We start from the raw sequence: 18,728 nt of genomic DNA on the forward strand, positions 1-18,728 counted from the left end.
ACGCTCCGGTCAACCGACGTCCTTTGCCGTGCCGGTGGTCGCGTTGCCGCCGACCAAGCCCCATGCCGAAGCGCCTGCCACTGTGTGTATTTGCCCCTGCGTGCCGCGCAGATCGGGATGATGCTGCATCCGCAACGCCCGCGGGATTGATACACCGAATTAAAGTTGATAAAAACATGCAAGTTTATTTATTCGGATAGCTGCATGATCTTTCAACCGCGGATGCAGAACAGGATCGAGGGTTTTTCGGTCATCGGGGGGCTGAGGCGCCGTTACTGGAACGGCATCACCGCCGACCTCTGGGAGGTGGAATGCGCCGCCTATGCGGGCGGCCATTACGTGGCGCGGGACCCGCGACTGTTCATCCTGCTCGACCAGCGCGGCCGGGGGCGCCCTGTCGTAAAGCTTTCCCCGAGATCCCGCGGCACGCCACAGGACAGCAATCAGAGCCCGATCTCCTACATTCCCGCCGAGATGGACCTTTGGCTGGACATTGCCGACGTGCAGTATGTGCGCCACCTCGATATCCATTTCGACGCGGACATCCTCGGCCGCCGGCTGATGGAAGACATCAACCCCAAAAAGCTCAAGGATCCCCAATTGCTGTTCTCCGACCAGCGCGTCATGGCGCTGGCCGGACTGATCGCCGCCGAGATTTCGAACCCCGAGCCGTTGCATGATCTCTATGGGGACGGGCTCGCCCTGGCGCTCGTCATCGATGTCCTGAAGATGGTAAAGGTACCACCTCGGCGGCGTGGAACGCTGGCCGTGGCGCAGCTGCGGTGCGCCACGGATTTCATCACCGAAAACTGCATGCGCAATATCCGCCTGCAGGAACTTGCCGCCCTGACGGGACTGTCGCCATCGCATTTCAGCCATTCGTTCAAGGCATCGACCGGAATGGCCCCCCACGACTGGCAGATGAATGCCCGGCTGGAACGCGCAAAAGCCTTGTTGGCGTCGGACGCCTGTGCCTTGACCGAAGTTGCCGCCGAAACCGGTTTCTCGGACCAGGCGCATTTTACCAAAGTCTTCCGCAAACATGTGGGGACCACCCCAGCCCGCTGGCGGAAGGCCAGGCAGTCGTGATGCACCTCGCAAATATTTGCACATTCCTTCAGAAATTGCCCAAAAACGTCCAATTGCCGCCGATCGAACCAAGCCGAAACTTTAAATATGAGTTAACTGCTCACCTTATTGTCGCGCCTCTTCCGGAGAGCGGCGAAAAGTTCGCGTGAGTGGGGCATAGAATGAACAAGAGAAAAACAGCCTTGAGGGCAAGGCTCGGCCTGGGTGCAGGCGTGGCTGTTATCGCCCTTTGCAGCGGGTGGGCGGCTTATGCCCAGGACGCCGATACGACATTGGCGCCGATCGTCATTCGCGGCGAAGGCGAAGGCGACGGAACCGGCCCGGTCAAAGGTTATGTCGCGCGGCAGTCGACCACCGGTTCCAAGACCGATACGCCGCTCAGGGAAATCCCGCAGTCCGTGTCGGTCATCGGCCGGGAAGAAATGGACGACCGCGGCGCCGTCAGCAAGATCGACCAGGTGCTCCTCTATACGCCGGGCGTGTTCGGCCAGCCCTACGGTTCGGACCCTGACACCGACTGGATCTATGTCCGCGGATTCAATGCGTCGCAGACGGGCGTTTTCTTCGATAGCCTCGCGCTCACCAGTCATGCCTATGGCGGCTTCCAGATCGATCCGTTCATGCTGGAGCGCGTCGAGGTCCTCAAGGGCCCCGCCTCCGTCCTGCTCGGCGGCGCCAATGCCGGCGGCGTCGTCAACCTGATCCGCAAGCGCCCGACCGACGAGCCCTACTCCTACACCGAGACCGGCATCAACACGAATGGCAACGCCTTCTTCGGTTTCGATATTTCCGACAAGGTCACCCCGGACGGCAGCTTCAGCTATCGCCTGACCGGCAAGATCGCCGGTGGCGATAACTATACCGACTACAGCGAGGACCTGCGCGGTTTCATCATGCCGCAATTCACCTTCTCGCCGGACGCCGGCACCAGCCTGACGGTCTGGGCCTATTTAAGTGGCCTCGACCAGGTCCATACGACCAACGGCCTGCTGCCTTACGGCGGCACGGTCGTCAGCGCCGGTTACGGCAAGATCCCGCGCGACCTGTTCCTCGGCGAGCCCGACTTTGACAACGGCCGTGTAGTACAGAAAATGGTCGGCTACGAGTTCGAGCATGAGTTCGAAGGCGGTTGGAAGTTCACCCAGAACCTGCGTTACGGGCATCTCTTCAAGCGCGAACAGTATGTCTATCCGTTCGACCTCAACCAGGCAGATGCGGTGGTCGGCCGCTACAGCGAGGATATCACCTCGACCGCGGATGCCTTCAACGTGGACAACCGGATCGAAAACGAATTCGATTTCGGCGGCGCATCGCACAAGATCATGGCGGGCCTGGATTATCGGTATTATCGCCTCCACAGCGATCAGTTCGCAAGCGCTTTCGGATCGGTCCCCGCCTTCGATCCCGCCAACCCTGGCTATGGTGTGGTTCTGCCGCCGCTCAACCGTAACCTCAACCAAGTCTATACGATCAACCAGGTCGGCATTTACGCCCAGGACCAGATCAAGTTTGGCGACGGCTGGATCGCCACGTTCAACGGACGCTACGACTATGTCCACAACGAGATCGAGAACCTGTTCGCGGGAACAGCGAATTATTCCAGCAACGACCGTGCCTGGAGCGGCCGCGCGGGCCTGGCATATGAGTTCGACAACGGCCTGACGCCCTATGTCAGCGCCGCTACCTTCTTCAGCCCGATCGTCGGCCTGACGGGCGGCGCGGCGCCGAAACCCGAGGAAGGCCACCAGTTCGAGGCAGGCGTCAAATACGAGCCTACCTGGCTCGACGGCAGCCTGACGGCCTCCGTCTTCGACATTACCAAGAAGAACTACACGATCACCACCGGCGGGGTAACCAGCCAGCTTGGCGAAGTCCGCTCGAGGGGCGTCGAAGTGGAAGGCAAGTTCAATCTGAACGAGAACTGGAAGGTCATCGCGGCAGCGTCGTATACGGACATCGAGATCACCAAGGACGATCCCACGCTGGTCGGAAATACGCCAAACGTCGTGCCTGACGTTCTGGGTTCTCTCTGGCTCGACTACACCATCACGGAAGGTCCGCTTGAAGGGGCTCAGCTTCGGCGCCGGCGCCCGCTATCGCGGCAAATCCTGGGCGAACAATGCGAACACCCTGCGCGTTCCGGAGGCGACGGTCTTCGATGCGGCTATCCGCTACGAGAAGAACGACTGGAAGGCGTCCCTGAACGTCACCAACCTGCTCGACAAGGACTATGTCGCAGGCTGCAATACGGAGTATTTCTGCGGCTACGGCGAGGCCCGCACCGTCAACTTCAAGATCAGCAAGGTCTGGTAGTTCGACGATCTGAAACACGTTCTGCAGGAAGGCCCGGCTGGGGCCTTCCTATCCCTTTGGAGACATGCCGAGAGTGCAGCAATTTACCCGCAGAACCATGCTTTCAGCCGCAGCCACCTTGGCGGCGGCGCGCACTCTGCGGGCGCAGGAAACAGGGCCGCGGGTTGCAACGCTCGACTGGGCACTTCTCGAAACGCTGCTTGCGATCGGCGCCAATGTCGTGGCGGCGACCGAGCTTCGCCAGTTCCGCCAGGTTGCGATCAGGCCCGATGTCCCTGAGAGCGTTGCCGATCTCGGCCTGCGCGGCACGCCTAATTTCGAGGTGCTGCGCTTTGCCCGGCCGGACCTTATCCTCAACTCGAATTTCTATGCCTGGGCCGATCCGCTGATGAGCTGGATCGCGCCGGTCGAAACCCATTCGATCTACAAGCCGAGTGAAAACCCGTACATCCTTGCAGAACGGGCAACGCTGGCGATCGGCGAGCGCTTGCGGCGGCCGGCGGCCCGCAGGATGGTCGAAGAACTCGCTGCCCGGCTCGATCGCTACAAGAACCTCCTTGCCAGGGGTGACGGCCGACCTATCCTGCCGATCAACCTCGGCGATGCGCGCCATTACCGCGTCTTCGGTTCCGACAGCATGTTCGGCGAAGTGTTGAAACGCGTCGGGCTGGTCAATGCCTGGACGGGCGCCACCAGTTATTCGGCCATGGCGCCGATGGGCATCGAGACGCTAGCCTCCATGCCCGAGGCCTGGATCGTCCTCATTCCTCCGCATCCGGAGGAGGCCTTTGCGACGCTGACCGAAAGCGCTTTCTGGAAGGCCCTGCCTGCGGTGCGGGAAAACCGCGTACTGACGGTCGAATCGATCAACCCCTATGGGGCACTGCCGGCCGCCAGCCGTTTTGCCGATTTCCTGGCGGAAGGGTTTTCCCATGCCCGCAACGGCTAGTCTCCCGATGCCCATGGGCGCAGGCCTGCCCCACGTTCTTCCTGCAGCCGTGCTCGGCATCGCCTGCGTTGTCTCCTTCACTCTGCTTCTGGCATTTCGCCCGCACGTTCCCGGGGCAGCGGCGACTGCGGCTGCGCTCGATGCGATCCTGCTGTGGAACAGCCTTCTGCCTCGTGCCGTGATTGCGCTGATCGCCGGTGCAGCGCTCGGTCTTTCCGGTGCGCTGCTGCAACGGGTATTGCGCAATCCGATCGCCGATGCGTCAACTCTTGGCATCGCCTCGGGAGCACAACTGGCGCTGACGCTCGGCCTTGGTTTTCTGCCGCTTCTGACCGGCCTCTCCCGCGAGCTGCTCGCCTTTGCCGGCGGCTTTGCCGCGGTGGCGATCGTGCTGGCGCTGAGCTGGCGGCGCGGGCTCGATCCGGTCACGGTGGCGCTCTCCGGCATGATCGTCAGCCTGATCGCAGCCTCGCTCAGCGTGATGCTGATTCTGGCGCGCGGCGAATATGCCATGTCGATCCATATCTGGGGTGCGGGCGCGCTCAACCAGCAGGATTGGAGTGGTGTCGTCTCGCTGGCGCCACGGCTTGCGGCGGGCATCCTCGCCGGGGCACTGCTGCTGCGGCCCCTGAATGTGCTGGCGCTTGACGATTCCAGTGCCAAAAGCCTCGGTGTCGCGATGCATGGTATCCGGTTTTCGATCCTCGTCCTCGCCGTCTGGCTGTCCGCCTCGGTCACGGCGACAGTCGGCATCGTCGGCTTCCTGGGGCTCGCTGCACCCGCTATGGCCAGGTTCTGCGGGGCACGAACCACCGGACAGGTGATGATGGCCGCGCCTCTCACGGGAGCTGCGGTGCTTTTCCTGTCCGATTGCCTGACTCAATTGCTTGGACCGGGTTTCTCCGATCTGGTGCCGGCGGGTGCCGCAACCGCGCTGCTCGGCGGGCCTTTACTTCTCCTGCTCCTGCCGCGCGTCCACGGATTTTCTGCCGTGACCGCAACGGCCGACGCCGCCGATCGACAGCTTCGAAATCCTGCTGGCGCATTGTCGCTACTTGCCTTGGCGCTTTTCACCATCTTCGTCCTCGTACTCGCGCTAGGTCGGACGGATCACGGCTGGAGCGTCGCAATCGGCCCGCTCTTTTCCGAGCTTCTGCCGTTTCGTCTGCCGCGTATCCTGGCGGCCGGCGGTGCCGGCGCCATGCTCGGAGCAGCCGGCTTCATCATGCAACGCGTGACCGGCAATCCGATCGCCAGTCCCGAAGTGCTCGGTGTTTCGAGCGGCGGTGGTGCCGGGCTGACGGTTGCTCTCTTCCTGTTCAGCATCCCATCGCCGGCCATCATGCTTCTCGGCATGGCGATCGGCTCGCTCGCCGCCTTCCTGGTGATGATCGCGATTGCTGGCCGCTCCGGTTTTTCGGCCGAACGACTGCTGCTCGCCGGCATCGCCATCAGCGCTTTCTGCATGGCGATCGTCAGCATGGTGCTCGCCCAGGGCGATATGCGCAGCTATATTCTGCTCACCTGGATGGCCGGATCGACCAATCGCGCCGGCATCTTCGAAGCCTCGACGGCGATGATCGCTCTCGTGGTGTTGACCGCGCCGCTCTTCTTCATGATCCGCTGGCTCACCATCCTGCCGCTCGGGACTAGCCTTTCCCGCAGCGTCGGCCTTCGCGTCCTGCCGTCACGCCTTGTGCTCGCCGTCCTTGCGGCATTGATGACCGCTATCTCGTCTTTCCTCGTTGGCCCGTTGAGTCTGACGGGCCTGATCGCGCCGCATCTCGCTCGGCTCATCGGTTTCCAGAAGCTGCATCACCAGCTTGCCGCGGCAATCCTGATCGGCGCCGGCGTGCTCATGGTGGCCGACTGGCTGTCGCGGGTCGTCATCTATCCCTATCAGGTCCCGGTCGGCCTCTTTGCGGCGCTGATCGGCGGACCTTATCTTCTCTGGCTGCTTGGGCTAAAGGAACGTTCCCCGTAGTGGCCTAACGCTTCGCCCTATCCGGCCGCGTCGATGTGTGGCCCTGGGCCCTCGGCCATCTTTGATACTCGCCCGGGTGAAGGTTTGTACGGCACCGCACAGAAGGCGGCAGGACGTCATTATCGGTGGAAAAAGCGCTTCCCGGGGATTAGAATCCGCCGCTTCAAGGAGGCCGATATGACGTATCACAATCCTTTTCCAGCGCGTGCAATGACGATGGGAGACATTTCCCTCCTCCGGGACGCTGTCATTGTTGCAGCCGAAAAATCGGAACGCAGCGCCGATTCAGTCGCACCTATCGTGTACGACCTTTACTGCCGCGGCCTCAAGGATCCTGAAAAACTCGCCGAGGCGGCCGGCTTGCTTGCCACGTCTCGTTCCTTCTGAACAGCAGCTAGCCTATTCGCCAAACGGATAGGTTTCCGGCACGCCTCGATGGTGCTCCGGTCCGAGCGGCGTCACCGCCTGGGTCTCGTCGAACCACACATAGGCATCGAATTGCTCGGGAAGGATTGCCTGGCTGTAGTGGCTCCACAGCTCCGTGTCGGGCCGGTAGATGACGCCGATGAAGCGCTCAAGCCGAGGCTCCGAGAGGCGGCGTCTCAGCGGCTCGTGCTGGGCAGGCGAAAGATCAAGCAGGAACCGGTTTTTACCCGCCTCATGGCACAGCCGCTCATAGCTATCAGGGCGGGAGGGATTGACGCGCATGACCTGCATGTCTCCGTCCCAGTCGTGCGCGGCGGCCACCGTGCCGGTATGCGTGCCAAAACCGACAAGTGCTGCCTCGCTTGCGAAAGCTTCCCGGCAGAGCTGTCCGATATTGAGCTCGTTACGGATCGCGCCCATATCGGTGGACCGGGCATCGCCGATGTGACTGTTATGGGCCCAGACGATCGCCTTGGCATCCGGCCCCTTGGCATCAAGAAGATGCCGTAGCGTTTCGAACATATGGGTATCCCGCAGGTTCCAGCTTTCCGCCCCGCCATAATACATGATCCGATAGTAGCGCTCCGCGGACGCGATCAGCCGGGCGTTCTGGGCGGCATCGAAAAAGGCGTCGCCGTCGTTGTTTGCATAGTCGAGCCGCCTGCGCAGCAGCGCCTGGCATTGCTCGATGACCGCCTGCTCGCATTCGGCATAACCGCGGCTGAGCGCCGCCCGCCCATAGGTCGCGGGGTTCTGCTGCCAGGGCGTCAGGCAGCCGTAGCGCTCGCGCGCCACAGCCGCCGCCTGCGGATCGACCCGATCCAGATAGTCAAGCACGGCCCCGATCGAGCCGGACATGTTGTAGATGTCGAGCCCGTAGAAGCCCGCCCGCTCCTCCATGGCATCGAGACCTGCATTATGCTCCCGCATCCATTCGGTCAGTGCCCGAACTTCCGTGTTGCGCCACATCCAGGTCGGGAAGCGTTGGAACGGAGGCTCTTCACGTTCGGACGCGGGTCGGTGTCGGACGTATCGATCAACTTTCGCCGCATCCGGCCAATCTGCCTCGACCGCGACAATCGTGTATCCCCGATGGACGATCAGGTGACGCGTGATCGCGGCACGGGCTCGATAGAATTCGGCGGTCCCGTGGCTCGCTTCCCCCAGCAAGACCACGCGTCGGTCGCCGAAGCGGTCGAACAGGCGGCCGAATGCTGGATCGTCGAAATCCGGCAGGTCTTCGGCCGCCTCGGCAATCATTGCCGGCAGGCTCTGCTTGCGACAAATGCCCGGCTTGTGGTTGCTCGCGGAACGCCGGCCATCCTCGGCCCAGCCCTGCTCCCCAATAAGCGGCACGAACATCACCGCCCCGAGATTCGATTCCTCATAGCTGGTCGCCGTGTGCCGGATAACCTTGCAGAGCGTCTGGCTAAATTCCCCGCCCACGGGGATCACGAGCCGCCCGCCGATTGCGAGCTGCTCCTTCAGCGCTTCCGGCACCGCCGGACCGCCCGCGGCCACCACAATTGCGTCGAACGGCGCTTGATCGGGAAGTCCTCGAGTGCCGTCGCCAGCAAGAACCTCGACATTGTCATAGCCGAGATCAGCCAGGCGCTGCCTTGCCGACGCGGCCAAGGGCTCGTGGCGCTCGATCGCATAGACACGCTCCGCGATCTGGCCCATCACCGCTGCCGCATAGCCGGAACCGGCTCCGACCTCGAGCACACGATCGCCCGCACGCAGCTCCGCCGCCTCGATCATCGCCGCGACGATGTAGGGCTGCGAAATAGTCTGCCCCTCCTCTATGCGCAGAGGCGCATCCTCGTAGGCGAATTCGGCCATGCCTTCGGCGACAAAGCGCTCTCGCGGCACGGCACGCATCGCATTGAGGACATGCTCATCCCTTATTCCACGTCGCCTTATGTGAATCTCGGCCATGTGATCGCGCATGCGCTGGTAGTCGACCATCAAGGCCTCCTTCCCTTCTGCTCACCTCTCGATCGTTCCCGCCAGGCAACGGTGCCGCATTCAGTAAGGGCGTGACGATCGAGGCGCGCCCGGAGCGTCGCGCGAAGATCGTCTCTCGTCCTGCAGCATCTTCTCCGTCGCTCGGACAGCCTTTTCCATTGCCGCCTCCCGTTCCCTGCGGCTCCGCTCCGTGTCCGCGCACCTTGCGTCATCCGTCCCCGGCTCAGGCGGTACACGCTGCTCCTGCTTCTCTTCCATAACTGATCTCCTCAGGCGGCACTGCCGGTTGGTTCGGCTAGCGGACAATCCCGCGCCGCATCCATTCACGATATGGCGCCAGAACTTGCCCCGGATAGCGCCGCTCAATCTCACTCTCTACCAGGGCAATTCTGGCAAGGATGTTGTCGCGGTCCTCTTCCCGCGCTGCCTCGCTCGCAAATTCCAGCTGACGCATGGTGATGAAAATCTCCTCCTCGGTCATGGTCTCCATCCTGGCTACCAAATTTCCGATCGGCTCGTTTCCAATATTCTCAACGGAGGCCATGGCTTACCCCATAGTTTGTAAGTCCGCCGTCAACGGCTAAAGCGAATGGCTGTCGCCGGCATGGCTGCGATGCGGAATCGTTGAAGTGCTTGCGGTCTCAGTAACCGCTGAGGCCGCGTCCGTTGGTCATGGACGTGAACCCGAATCCACGCGTGTTGTATTGCTCGCGAGCATCGTCGAGGCATCGAGCCTGCCCGGCGACGGCCGGAAAGAACTCAGCATCGATCGACGTAGCGGTTCCCATCGCGATCGCGGTAGTAGCAGCGGCCGGGCTGTCCCGCGACATTCCCGATCAAGGCGCCGGACACGCCACCCACGGCCGCACCAACCGCGGCGCCGCGCACGTTACCGGTTGCCACGCCGCCGACGACGGCACCCGTGGCAGCGCCGATTCCCGCCCCACGTTCAGTCGACGTGCAAGCCGTGAGGCACAATCCTACACACCCGATGACGAAAAACTTTTTCATCTGAACCTCCGTTCGGCGCGACACGCCGAGTGTCGGCTTTGGCTGGAACGTCGCGCTAGGCTCCTCGAACCAAGCCCGATGCAGAAAGTTCCAACGTAAAAGTTCCAGAGCAATTGAGGGAGGCTCCGCCGGCGAAGGCTGCTGCTTCTTCAAGGCTGACAAAGGCCGTTATCTGCCCCGTCCACAATGGTTGGCAGGACTCTACGCCCGAAAAGACTTCCGTTTCAACGGTGCGACCTCGGAACGGAACCATCCCTGCCTCCGCGGGTTGAATGGCATATTTTGCGCTCTTGCCCCTGGGAGCATGCCATGGCTGTACTTTCCTCCAATGATCGAGACGCGGCCGCCTATCCGATGCAGTCGCTTTTCGTCCCATTCCCTTTCGTCTGCTTCACGCTTGCGCTGGCAACCGATATCGCCTTCTGGCAGAGCAACAACCTCATGTGGCAGAACTTCTCGGCATGGCTGTTGTGCGCCGGCCTGGCGTTCGGCGTGATTGCCGTCCTGGCTGGCCTCATCGACCTCGCGCGGCCCCGCACCCGTCCGTTGCGGCCGGCTTTCCCGTCGGCGCTTCTCTACCTGATGATCCTCGCCCTTGCGGTCCTCAACAGCCTCGTCCATGCCGGCGACGGATGGACCGCCGTGGTTCCTTATGGGCTGGCGCTCTCCGCCGTCACATTCGCGCTTTGCCTGGTGGCTGCCGCCGTTTCCGCCCGCAAATATGCCAGATTGGCTTGGAGAATATGATCATGAGGTCCGTTATTCTCAGCACCTCGGTTCTGTCGCTTTCCCTCGGGTTCGGCGCGTTGGCGCAGGAAATCACATTTGATCTGTCCCAGCAGATCGGCCCGAATCCGGTTCTGCCTGACCCGTCTCCTTCCCTGATACCTGATCTGAAGGTCGCGGAAGTGATCGGCTGGAAGGACGGCGAGGCGCCTGCCATTCCCGATGGCCTGAAGGTCACGGCCTATGCCAAGGATCTTGCCAATCCCCGCACCGTCCATACCCTGCCAAATGGCGACGTGCTCGTCGTCCAGTCCCGCGGTCCCGCCGGCGAGCCGACCTCGCGGCCAAAGGACTTCATCCGCGACTGGATCATGTCGATCGCCCACGGCGGCGGCGGTGAACAAAATGAAAGCAATATCATCACCCTGCTACGTGACACCAATCGCGACGGCACGGTTGATGAACGCCGTGACCTCCTGAAGAAGCTCGATTCTCCCTTCGGCCTCGCCTGGATAGACAACACGCTTTATGTCGCCACGACGAGCGCCATCCTTGCCTACCCCTACGAACTCGGCCAGAACGAGATCACCGCGCAGCCGAAAACGCTGACGCCCCTGCCCGGCGGCCCGATCAATCATCATTGGACAAAAGATCTGGCCCTCAGCCCCGACGGCCGGGCGCTTTATGTTTCGGTCGGGTCGAATTCCAACATCGTCGAGAACGGGCTCGAAGCAGAAAAGGGTCGTGCTGCGATCTGGCAGGTCGACCGGCAGACCGGCGCCGCCCGCGTTTTCGCCTCGGGTCTGCGCAATCCGAACGGCCTCGCCTTCAACCCCGAAACCGGTGCGCTCTGGACCGTCGTCAACGAGCGCGACGAGCTCGGCCCGAACCTCGTTCCCGACTACATGACCTCGGTTGAGGACGGCGCCTTCTACGGTTGGCCGTGGAGCTACTACGGCAACCACGTCGATGCTCGCGTTCATCCGCCACGTCCCGACATGGTCGAAAAGGCAGTCCAGCCGGATTACGCCCTGTCCAGCCATGTCGCGGCGCTCGGACTGACTTTCTCGATGAATTCCGCCCTGCCCCCTGCATACGCCAACGGCGCCTTCATCGGCGAGCACGGCAGCTGGAACCGGGACAGCTTCAATGGCTACAAAGTCATCTTCGTACCGTTCCAGAATGGCAAGCCATCTGGCGAGGCGCAGGACGTCGTCACAGGCTTTATCCAGGGTGATCAGGCGAAAGGACGGCCGGTCGGCGTCGGGTTCGATGGGACCGGAGCTCTGCTTGTCGCCGATGACGCCGGCAATACCGTCTGGCGCGTTGCTTCATCAGACGGTCGGGTCACGCCGCAACCGATCGGCACGGACCAGGTGTCTGTCAATCAGCAACTGTCATCGCCGGCGAAGACCAACAGACTGCCCGATGGAGTATCCGGTATCGGAACGGAAATCACCGCGTCGACCACGCAAACCGCGCGGCCTCCCACGTCTGCCGACGAGCGCCTGACCGGTCAGGAGCCGCTTTCCGGCCAACCGGACAAGTTCGTACCCGCCCAGATGCAGATCGCTCCGGCGACCGGCCCTTAACGAGCTAGGCGGCGAGATGAAAGACGGAACCTGCAGCAACCCTTGGGGATCGAAGCCGCCGGGCTCGGCGGCTTCGAGTCAACGACGCGGCGCATGAGTGACCGTCAAACTCGCTATTTCATGGCTTCGAGCAAGGCCGCTATATAGCCGTAGCAAAACGCAAAGGCCACGCCCGTGGGATCGCGACCGCTTATCCTGGGAACGTGATCCGGCATGATCATATAACGATAACCCACCTCTTTATAAATTTTGAGAGAGCGCACCATGTCCATGTCGCCTTCGTCCGGAAAAGTTTCCATGAAGGAGAGCTTTCCGCCCGCGATATTACGGAAATGGACATTGAAAATCTTGCCGCGTGTCCCGAACCAGCGGATGATATCGTCTATCTCCTGCCCGGGGTTCTCCAACATCTCGCCGATCGAGCCCTGGCAAAAATTGAGACCGTGATAGGGGCTCTCGCGCATGAGCACGAACTTCTTCAGACCCTCGACGGTGCCGAGCACACGCGTAACGCCCTTATAGCCGGGCGGGGTGTAAGGGTCATGCGGATGGCAGGCAAGTCGCACCTTGTTGCTCTCTGCGACAGGCACTACGCGTTCCAGAAAATAGTCGATCCGTTCCCAGTTTTCGTCCTCGGACAACACGCCCGCCAGGCCTGGCTCGGCCTGCTGGTCGGCCTTGTCCCATCGAAAGGCTTCGTTCAGTGACCCGCCCCGGCCGGGTTCCATCTCCGTACGCGGGATGCCGATCAGGTTGAGATTGTATTTCACCGACGGGATTCCGGCCTTGGCGGTCTCCTCGATCAACCTGCATACCGCGTCGATCTGCCGGTCACGATCGGGACCCTTGAGGAGGATATCCGGATAGGATGCCTTCTCGATGGGCTGCGACGGAAGCGGAAGCTGGATCATGTCGAGGATGAGCCCGAAGCTTTCAATCTTGTCGCGGTGGCGCTCGAGATCTTCCAGTTTCCAGCTCGACGGCGCGCCGGGCGGATCTGCGCAGATGTGTTTCAATCCCAACTGAGCGAAAACGCGGTAGTCGTCATCGTCTCTCGCGCCAACTTGGGTGCCCACGTACATTTTAACATCCTCCCTGAGCGTATCATATATCATACGACCTAATATGATTTTTGACCGGCTGTCGAGCATCTTCGTGCGACAGACCGTGGGAGATCGGTGGGCGGAGCCATACTTTTACAGCGGGCTGCCATCTCCCAATCCGTCTTGGGATCAGCAGAAAATCGACTGATAATGCGCATTATCAAAAAGATCTGTCGTTTACCCACGCCACTCGCCAAAAAGGAGGCTTGCGGAGAGCTCCTGCGGCAAGCTTGCCATCCCTGGAAAAGTTGGCTAAGTCATCATACAACATTTGAACAACCGGGCTATGTCCTTGGTTCACTCTGGGAGGAGTTACGATGAAATACCTTTGCACCCGATTGCTCGTTGGCGCAGCTTTTGCCGTCATGTCTTTCGGCACGCCAGCGGCCTTTGCCGAGACGCCGGCCAATCAGCTCGTCATTGCGACTTCGCTTGCCCAGGTTCTCTCGCTGGATCCGCATCAGGCGACGGAAGCCAAGGCCAACGAGATCATGGCAAACCTCTACGATCGCCTCGTTTCGACCGACGGTTCCGGAAAGGTTTCCCCGCAACTTGCCGAAAAGTGGGAGATCGATGACAAGGGGATCACGTTCCATCTGCGCAAGGCGGAATTCGCCTCGGGCAACCAGGTCACCTCCGCGGACGTGGTATACTCGATCACCCGCCTCCTGAAGCTCGACCAGGCCGCGGCCGCCAATCTCAAGCGTGTCGGCTACAACGGCGGCAACGTTGAAAAGCTGGTGACGGCGCCGGACGAGAAGACCGTCCGCGTAGACCTGTCCGGCGAGGTCACATCGGAACTCCTGCTCTATCGCCTGGCGATGGTCATCGCGAGCGTTGTCGACAGCAAGGAACTGAAGAGCCATGTCGTCAACGACGACTGGGGCAATGCATGGTTGCGCACCAATTCGGCAGGCTCGGGCCCTTTCACGCTGAACAAGTGGACGCCGAACGAGATCGTCATCCTCGACGCAAACAAGAATTACGTCGCCGGGCAGCCGAAGATGCGCCGCGTCGTCGTTCGCCATGTGCCTGAAAGCCAGGTCGAGCGGCTGATGCTCGAGCGTGGCGATATCGACATCGCCAGCGCACTGACCGCGACCGACCTTGCGACATTTAACGGCAAGCAGGGTTATCAAATCCAGCGCGTCCCGACAGGGGGGTTCTATGTCCTGTCGATGAACGCCGGCAAGGAACCGCTTTCCAATCCGAAGGTCCGCGAGGCGATTGCCTATGGCATCGACTACAAGGGCATGGAAAAGGCGATCATGGGGCCATACGGCCGGGCACGCACCGTTCCGGTTCCGGAAAACTTCGAATATGCCATTCCGAGCCCGGATTGGAAGCTGGACGTGGCAAAGGCAAAGGCCCTGCTGGCAGAAGCCGGTTACAAGGACGGCTTCACGCTGAACCTGAAGACGATTGCCCAGACGCCGCGCATCGATCTTGCAACCGCGATCCAGGCCTCGCTCGGTCAGATCGGCGTGAAGATCAATATCATGCAGGGCAATGGTGCGGATATTATCGCCGCGCACCGAGCGCGAGATTTTGATCTCCTGATCCCGCAGACAGGGGCCTATATGCCGAATGTCCTGGGCGCGATGGAGCAATTTTCGAGCAATCCGGACAATTCGCTGAAGGCCAACAATGCCGGCAACTTCGTATGGCGTTCCGGCTGGGACATTCCCGAGCTTACGGCGATCACCGCCAAGGCTGCACTGGAGCCGGACGCGAAGAAGCGCGGAGCGCTTTACGTTCAGATGCAGGAAATGTTCGTTGCCCAGAAACCTGCCGTTCTGCCGCTTTTCGAACGCTACGAACCGATCGTCCTGACGAGCCGCGTGCAGGGCTATGTCGGGCATCCGAGCCAGACGACACGTCTCGAAGGTGTCACCAAGACCGATAAGTAACTTAACGTCAGGTCAGGCAGCCGATCATGAAGGAACTTTCGTTAGGCGAGCTGGGACGACGACTTCTCCATCTGATCGTCAGCCTGTTCATCCTGTTGTGTGTCACCTTCGTGATCGGCCGCGTGATGCCGACCGATCCGGTCGGGGCCATCGTCGGCGAACTTGCCGATCCGAAAGCCTACGAGGCCATGCGCGTCAGGCTTGGCCTCGACTTGCCGCTCTACCAGCAATTCTTCGTCTATGTCTGGGGACTGCTGCACGGCGATATGGGCACAGCCATCCTGACCGGCAACCCGGTCACCAAGGACCTGTCCCAGGCATTCCCGGCAACCCTGGAACTTGCGACACTCGCGGTGTTGATTTCCACCCTGATCGGCGTTCCTCTCGGCCTGGCGGCCGGTCTTTTCAGGGATAGCGCGATCGACAAGTTCGCCCGCGTCTTCGCGCTGGTCGGACATTCGATCCCGGTCTTCTGGTTCGGTATCGTGGGGTTGGTCATCTTCTACGCCGGCCTCAATCTGGTCGGCGGGCCGGGCCGCGTCGATGTCTTCTACGAAGGCCTGATCGAGCCGACTACCGGGCTGATGCTCGTCGACAGCCTGCTCGAAGGCGAGACGGACATATTCTGGAATGCCCTGTCGCACATCATCCTGCCGGCCTGCATCCTGGCCTATATGGCCATGGCCTATATCACCCGCATGACCCGCGCGTTCACGCTGGAGCAGCTCAATCAGGACTATGTCATCGCCGCGCGCGCCAAGGGCGTCGGTCCGGTCCGCACCGTCATCAGCCACGTCCTGCCCAATATCGCCGTCCAGTTGATCACGGTCCTTGCGATCTCCTACGGCAACCTTCTGGAAGGCGCGGTGGTGACGGAGATCGTATTTTCATGGCCGGGCATCGGTCAGTACATGACCAACGCCCTCATGATCGGCGACATGAACGCAATCCTCGCGGCGACCATCATTGTTGGTTTCATCTTCATGTTCCTGAATTTCGTTGCAGACATTGCCTACGCGCTTCTTGATCCGCGTACCCGGGAGGCCGCACGATGAGCAATATCGCCCAGGACGACGCCATCATCCGTCCCCCGGCAATCGGCACCAGGATATGGAACTCGACCTCCCGCATTCTGCACAAGCTCGCCGACGAGCCGCTTGGCATGATCGGTTTCATCATCCTCGCCATCCTGGTTGTCGTCGCGATCTTTGCGCCGCTGATCGCACCCTACGATCCCGCAGCCCAGACATTGAGCGACGCGCTTCAGCCTCCGAGCTTCGCGCATCTCGCCGGCACGGACGAATTCGGGCGCGATATCTTCAGCCGTCTCGTCCACGGCACGCGCATCACGATCCAGACCGTCCTGTCCGTCTCGGTGATTGTCGGCCCGATCGGCCTGGTGATCGGGGTCGTCGCGGGCTTTTTCGGCGGACGCACCGATGCCATCCTGATGCGCGCCACCGATATAGTCCTGTCGTTTCCGTCCTTGATCCTGGCACTCGCCTTCGCCGCTGCTCTCGGGGCAGGTTTGGGAACCGCGATCGTCGCCATTTCGCTGACGGCCTGGCCGCCGATCGCCCGGCTCGCACGCGCGGAAGCGCTCGTCGTGCGCAATGCGGATTACGTGGCGGCGGCCCGCCTTTATGGCGCCTCACCCTTGCGCATCCTGTTTCTCTATATCGCTCCGATGTGCATTCCCTCCGTGATCGTGCGGCTGACGCTCAACATGGCAGGCATTATCCTGACGGCAGCCTCCCTCGGCTTCCTCGGTCTCGGCGCACAGCCACCGCTGCCGGAATGGGGCGCGATGATTTCCAGCGGGCGAAAATTCATGCTCGATTATTGGTGGGTCGCGGTAATGCCCGGCCTCGCCATTCTGTTGACCAGCCTTGCCTTCAACATCGCCGGAGACACGCTTCGCGATCTATTGGACCCGCGCCATGCCAGATCTTGATGAAACACCCGTCCTCTCCGTTCGCGACCTGAACGTCCGCTTCGGCCGAAACTCCATTCCGGCCGTCTCCAATGTCAGCTTTGATGTGGGGCGGGAGCGCATCGGCATCGTCGGCGAATCCGGTTCGGGCAAATCGACCACCGGCCGCGCCATCATGCGTCTCCTGCCGCAACGCGCCGGCGTGACCGCCGAGCAGATGGATTTCCTCGGCAGCCCGTTGCTGGAAAAGACCGAACGGCAGATGGGAGGCCTTCGCGGCAAAGACATCGCCCTGATCATGCAGGATCCGCGTTATTCGCTGAACCCTGTCCTGACCATTGGAAAGCAGGTTGCCGAGGCTGCAAAGCTGCATCTTGGCGCCAGGGGCAAGGATGCCGTTGCCCGCGCCCGCGACATGCTGGCGAGAGTGCGCATCAACGATCCCGATCGCGTCCTTTCTCTTTACCCGCACCAGATATCCGGCGGCATGGGCCAGCGCGTGATGATTGCGATGATGCTTTTGGCGCGCCCCAAGCTCGTGATCGCCGATGAACCGACCTCCGCACTCGACGTCAGCGTACGCAAGGACGTTCTGATGCTGCTTGATGAACTGGTGCGGGAGAACAACTCCGGCCTGATCCTCATCAGCCACGACATCCGCATGGTCGCCGCTTTTTGCGAACGCATTCTGGTCATGTATTCCGGCCGCGTCGTCGAAACGCTGAGCAGGCTCGAAGATGCGGCGCATCCCTATACCCGAGGCCTGATAGCCGCGATGCCGGATCCCAAACATCCCGTCAGACGTCTGAAAGTCCTCGACCGCAAGTCCATCGCAGTGGAGACCAGCCCATGATCAAGGTCGAAAACCTCGATGTCGTCTATGGCTCCAAGGATAAAAGCAATCACGTCGTACGCGGTGTCAGCTTCGCCGTGAGCCGCGGCGAAACGCTCGGCATAGTCGGTGAATCCGGTTGCGGAAAGTCGACCGTGCTGCGCTCGCTCGCCGGCCTCGAGGGCGCATGGACTGGATCGATATCGTTTGACGGCAAGCCGGTCGGCAAGGTGCGGACACGCGACGAGCTGAAGCTTGCCCAGATGGTGTTTCAGGACCCCTACGGCTCGCTGCATCCACGCCACCGCATCGGCACCGCACTCGCCGAGCCGATCAGGTCGATGGGCGCCGGCGACGGTTGGACAAGGGTCGCGGAGGCACTGCAACAGGTCGGCCTGCCGGCACATTTCGCCAGCCGTTTCCCGCATGAACTTTCGGGCGGCCAGCGTCAGCGCGTGGCGATTGCACGCGCGCTGATCCTGTCGCCGCCGATCCTGCTTCTCGACGAGCCGACTTCGGCGCTCGATGTCTCGATCCAGGCGGAGGTACTCAATCTGCTGGCAGACCAGCGGGAGGAGCGCAATCTGACGTTCATCCTTGTCAGTCACGACCTGTCCGTCATCTCCCACATGTGTGATCGGGTCCTCGTCATGCAGAATGGCGTATTTGTCGACGAACTCACCAGGCAGGATCTGCAGGCGGGCGTGACCCACGCGAGCTATTCCCGCGAACTGTTCGACGCGAGCTTTTTGTAGCCCGCCCTCTCCGCACCTCACCCGGCTATGATTCGACTTCGTTGAGCCGCATATGGTGGGGAGCAGGCAAAACCATATGGGCCATCAGCGACAGAAAAAGCGCCGGGAAATCCCGGCGCTCTATACTCGAACCTTCG

The 18,728-nt window shown here is 61.5% G+C and carries 15 protein-coding genes and 1 pseudogene; 12 read left to right on the forward strand and 4 right to left on the reverse strand.

The window, feature by feature from the left end; translation table 11 throughout:
• Nucleotides 1-204: 204 nt before the first annotated feature.
• The 5 genes and pseudogenes from C5L10_RS00690 (at nt 205) to C5L10_RS00710 (ending at nt 6,722) form a co-directional block, all read left to right on the forward strand.
• On the forward strand, nt 205-1,089 hold the full coding sequence (locus C5L10_RS00690) for a helix-turn-helix domain-containing protein (protein ID WP_105428088.1): 885 nt from the start codon (nt 205-207) through the stop codon (nt 1,087-1,089).
• Between the two features lie 161 nt (nt 1,090-1,250).
• Nucleotides 1,251-3,402, forward strand: a pseudogene (locus tag C5L10_RS00695) (TonB-dependent siderophore receptor).
• 64 nt (nt 3,403-3,466) lie between these two features.
• Entirely contained in the window at nt 3,467-4,351 is an 885-nt protein-coding gene (locus C5L10_RS00700; protein WP_105428089.1) for an ABC transporter substrate-binding protein, read from the forward strand.
• Complete coding sequence (gene fhuB, locus C5L10_RS00705) at nt 4,335-6,335, forward strand: Fe(3+)-hydroxamate ABC transporter permease FhuB (protein WP_105428090.1); 2,001 nt, start codon at nt 4,335-4,337, stop codon at nt 6,333-6,335. The genes C5L10_RS00700 and fhuB overlap by 17 nt, the downstream gene beginning before the upstream one ends.
• Nucleotides 6,336-6,512: 177 nt before the next feature.
• Nucleotides 6,513-6,722: a hypothetical protein gene (locus tag C5L10_RS00710; RefSeq protein WP_105428091.1), complete on the forward strand. Its 210-nt coding sequence runs from the start codon at nt 6,513-6,515 to the stop codon at nt 6,720-6,722.
• Between the two features lie 12 nt (nt 6,723-6,734).
• Here the strand turns inward: C5L10_RS00710 and C5L10_RS00715 are convergent, their stop codons facing one another.
• From C5L10_RS00715 to C5L10_RS00730, 3 genes are all read right to left on the reverse strand, one after another.
• A complete protein-coding gene (locus C5L10_RS00715; RefSeq protein WP_105428092.1) occupies nt 6,735-8,729 on the reverse strand; it encodes a protein-L-isoaspartate(D-aspartate) O-methyltransferase in 1,995 nt (664 codons plus the stop codon).
• A 295-nt stretch (nt 8,730-9,024) separates the two neighbouring features.
• Complete coding sequence (locus C5L10_RS00725) at nt 9,025-9,210, reverse strand: hypothetical protein (protein WP_205837001.1); 186 nt, start codon at nt 9,208-9,210, stop codon at nt 9,025-9,027.
• Between the two features lie 278 nt (nt 9,211-9,488).
• Nucleotides 9,489-9,740: a glycine zipper family protein gene (locus C5L10_RS00730; RefSeq protein WP_080955010.1), complete on the reverse strand. Its 252-nt coding sequence runs from the start codon at nt 9,738-9,740 to the stop codon at nt 9,489-9,491.
• Nucleotides 9,741-10,049: 309 nt separating this feature from the next.
• Between C5L10_RS00730 and C5L10_RS00735 the strand changes: the two genes are divergently transcribed.
• On the forward strand, nt 10,050-10,487 hold the full coding sequence (locus C5L10_RS00735) for a DUF2231 domain-containing protein (protein WP_105428095.1): 438 nt from the start codon (nt 10,050-10,052) through the stop codon (nt 10,485-10,487).
• A 2-nt stretch (nt 10,488-10,489) separates the two neighbouring features.
• Nucleotides 10,490-12,058: a sorbosone dehydrogenase family protein gene (locus tag C5L10_RS00740; protein ID WP_205837002.1), complete on the forward strand. Its 1,569-nt coding sequence runs from the start codon at nt 10,490-10,492 to the stop codon at nt 12,056-12,058.
• A 113-nt stretch (nt 12,059-12,171) separates the two neighbouring features.
• On the opposite strand, the gene C5L10_RS00745 is transcribed toward C5L10_RS00740, so the two are convergent.
• The gene (locus C5L10_RS00745) at nt 12,172-13,140 is read right to left on the reverse strand and encodes a mannonate dehydratase (RefSeq protein ID WP_105428096.1); all 969 of its coding nucleotides are present in this window, start codon (nt 13,138-13,140) and stop codon (nt 12,172-12,174) included.
• A gap of 386 nt (nt 13,141-13,526) precedes the next feature.
• Between C5L10_RS00745 and C5L10_RS00750 the strand changes: the two genes are divergently transcribed.
• Genes C5L10_RS00750 through C5L10_RS00770 form a run of 5 tightly spaced genes read left to right on the forward strand, consistent with a single transcriptional unit; the run spans nt 13,527 to nt 18,591 of the window.
• A complete protein-coding gene (locus C5L10_RS00750; RefSeq protein WP_371411902.1) occupies nt 13,527-15,071 on the forward strand; it encodes an ABC transporter substrate-binding protein in 1,545 nt (514 codons plus the stop codon).
• 26 nt (nt 15,072-15,097) lie between these two features.
• Nucleotides 15,098-16,126 (forward strand): ABC transporter permease, encoded by a 1,029-nt coding sequence (locus C5L10_RS00755; RefSeq protein ID WP_046632091.1) that lies wholly within the window; start codon nt 15,098-15,100, stop codon nt 16,124-16,126.
• Nucleotides 16,123-17,025, forward strand: a complete 903-nt coding sequence (locus C5L10_RS00760) for an ABC transporter permease (protein ID WP_105428098.1) — start codon at nt 16,123-16,125, stop codon at nt 17,023-17,025. The genes C5L10_RS00755 and C5L10_RS00760 overlap by 4 nt, the downstream gene beginning before the upstream one ends.
• Nucleotides 17,012-17,857, forward strand: coding sequence for an ABC transporter ATP-binding protein (locus tag C5L10_RS00765; protein ID WP_105428099.1), 846 nt, complete (start codon nt 17,012-17,014; stop codon nt 17,855-17,857). The genes C5L10_RS00760 and C5L10_RS00765 overlap by 14 nt, the downstream gene beginning before the upstream one ends.
• Nucleotides 17,854-18,591: an ABC transporter ATP-binding protein gene (locus C5L10_RS00770; protein ID WP_046605861.1), complete on the forward strand. Its 738-nt coding sequence runs from the start codon at nt 17,854-17,856 to the stop codon at nt 18,589-18,591. The genes C5L10_RS00765 and C5L10_RS00770 overlap by 4 nt, the downstream gene beginning before the upstream one ends.
• Nucleotides 18,592-18,728 lie beyond the last annotated feature (137 nt).

The sequence above is a fragment of the Neorhizobium sp. T6_25 genome, assembly GCF_002968555.1.
GTDB lineage: Bacteria > Pseudomonadota > Alphaproteobacteria > Rhizobiales > Rhizobiaceae > Neorhizobium.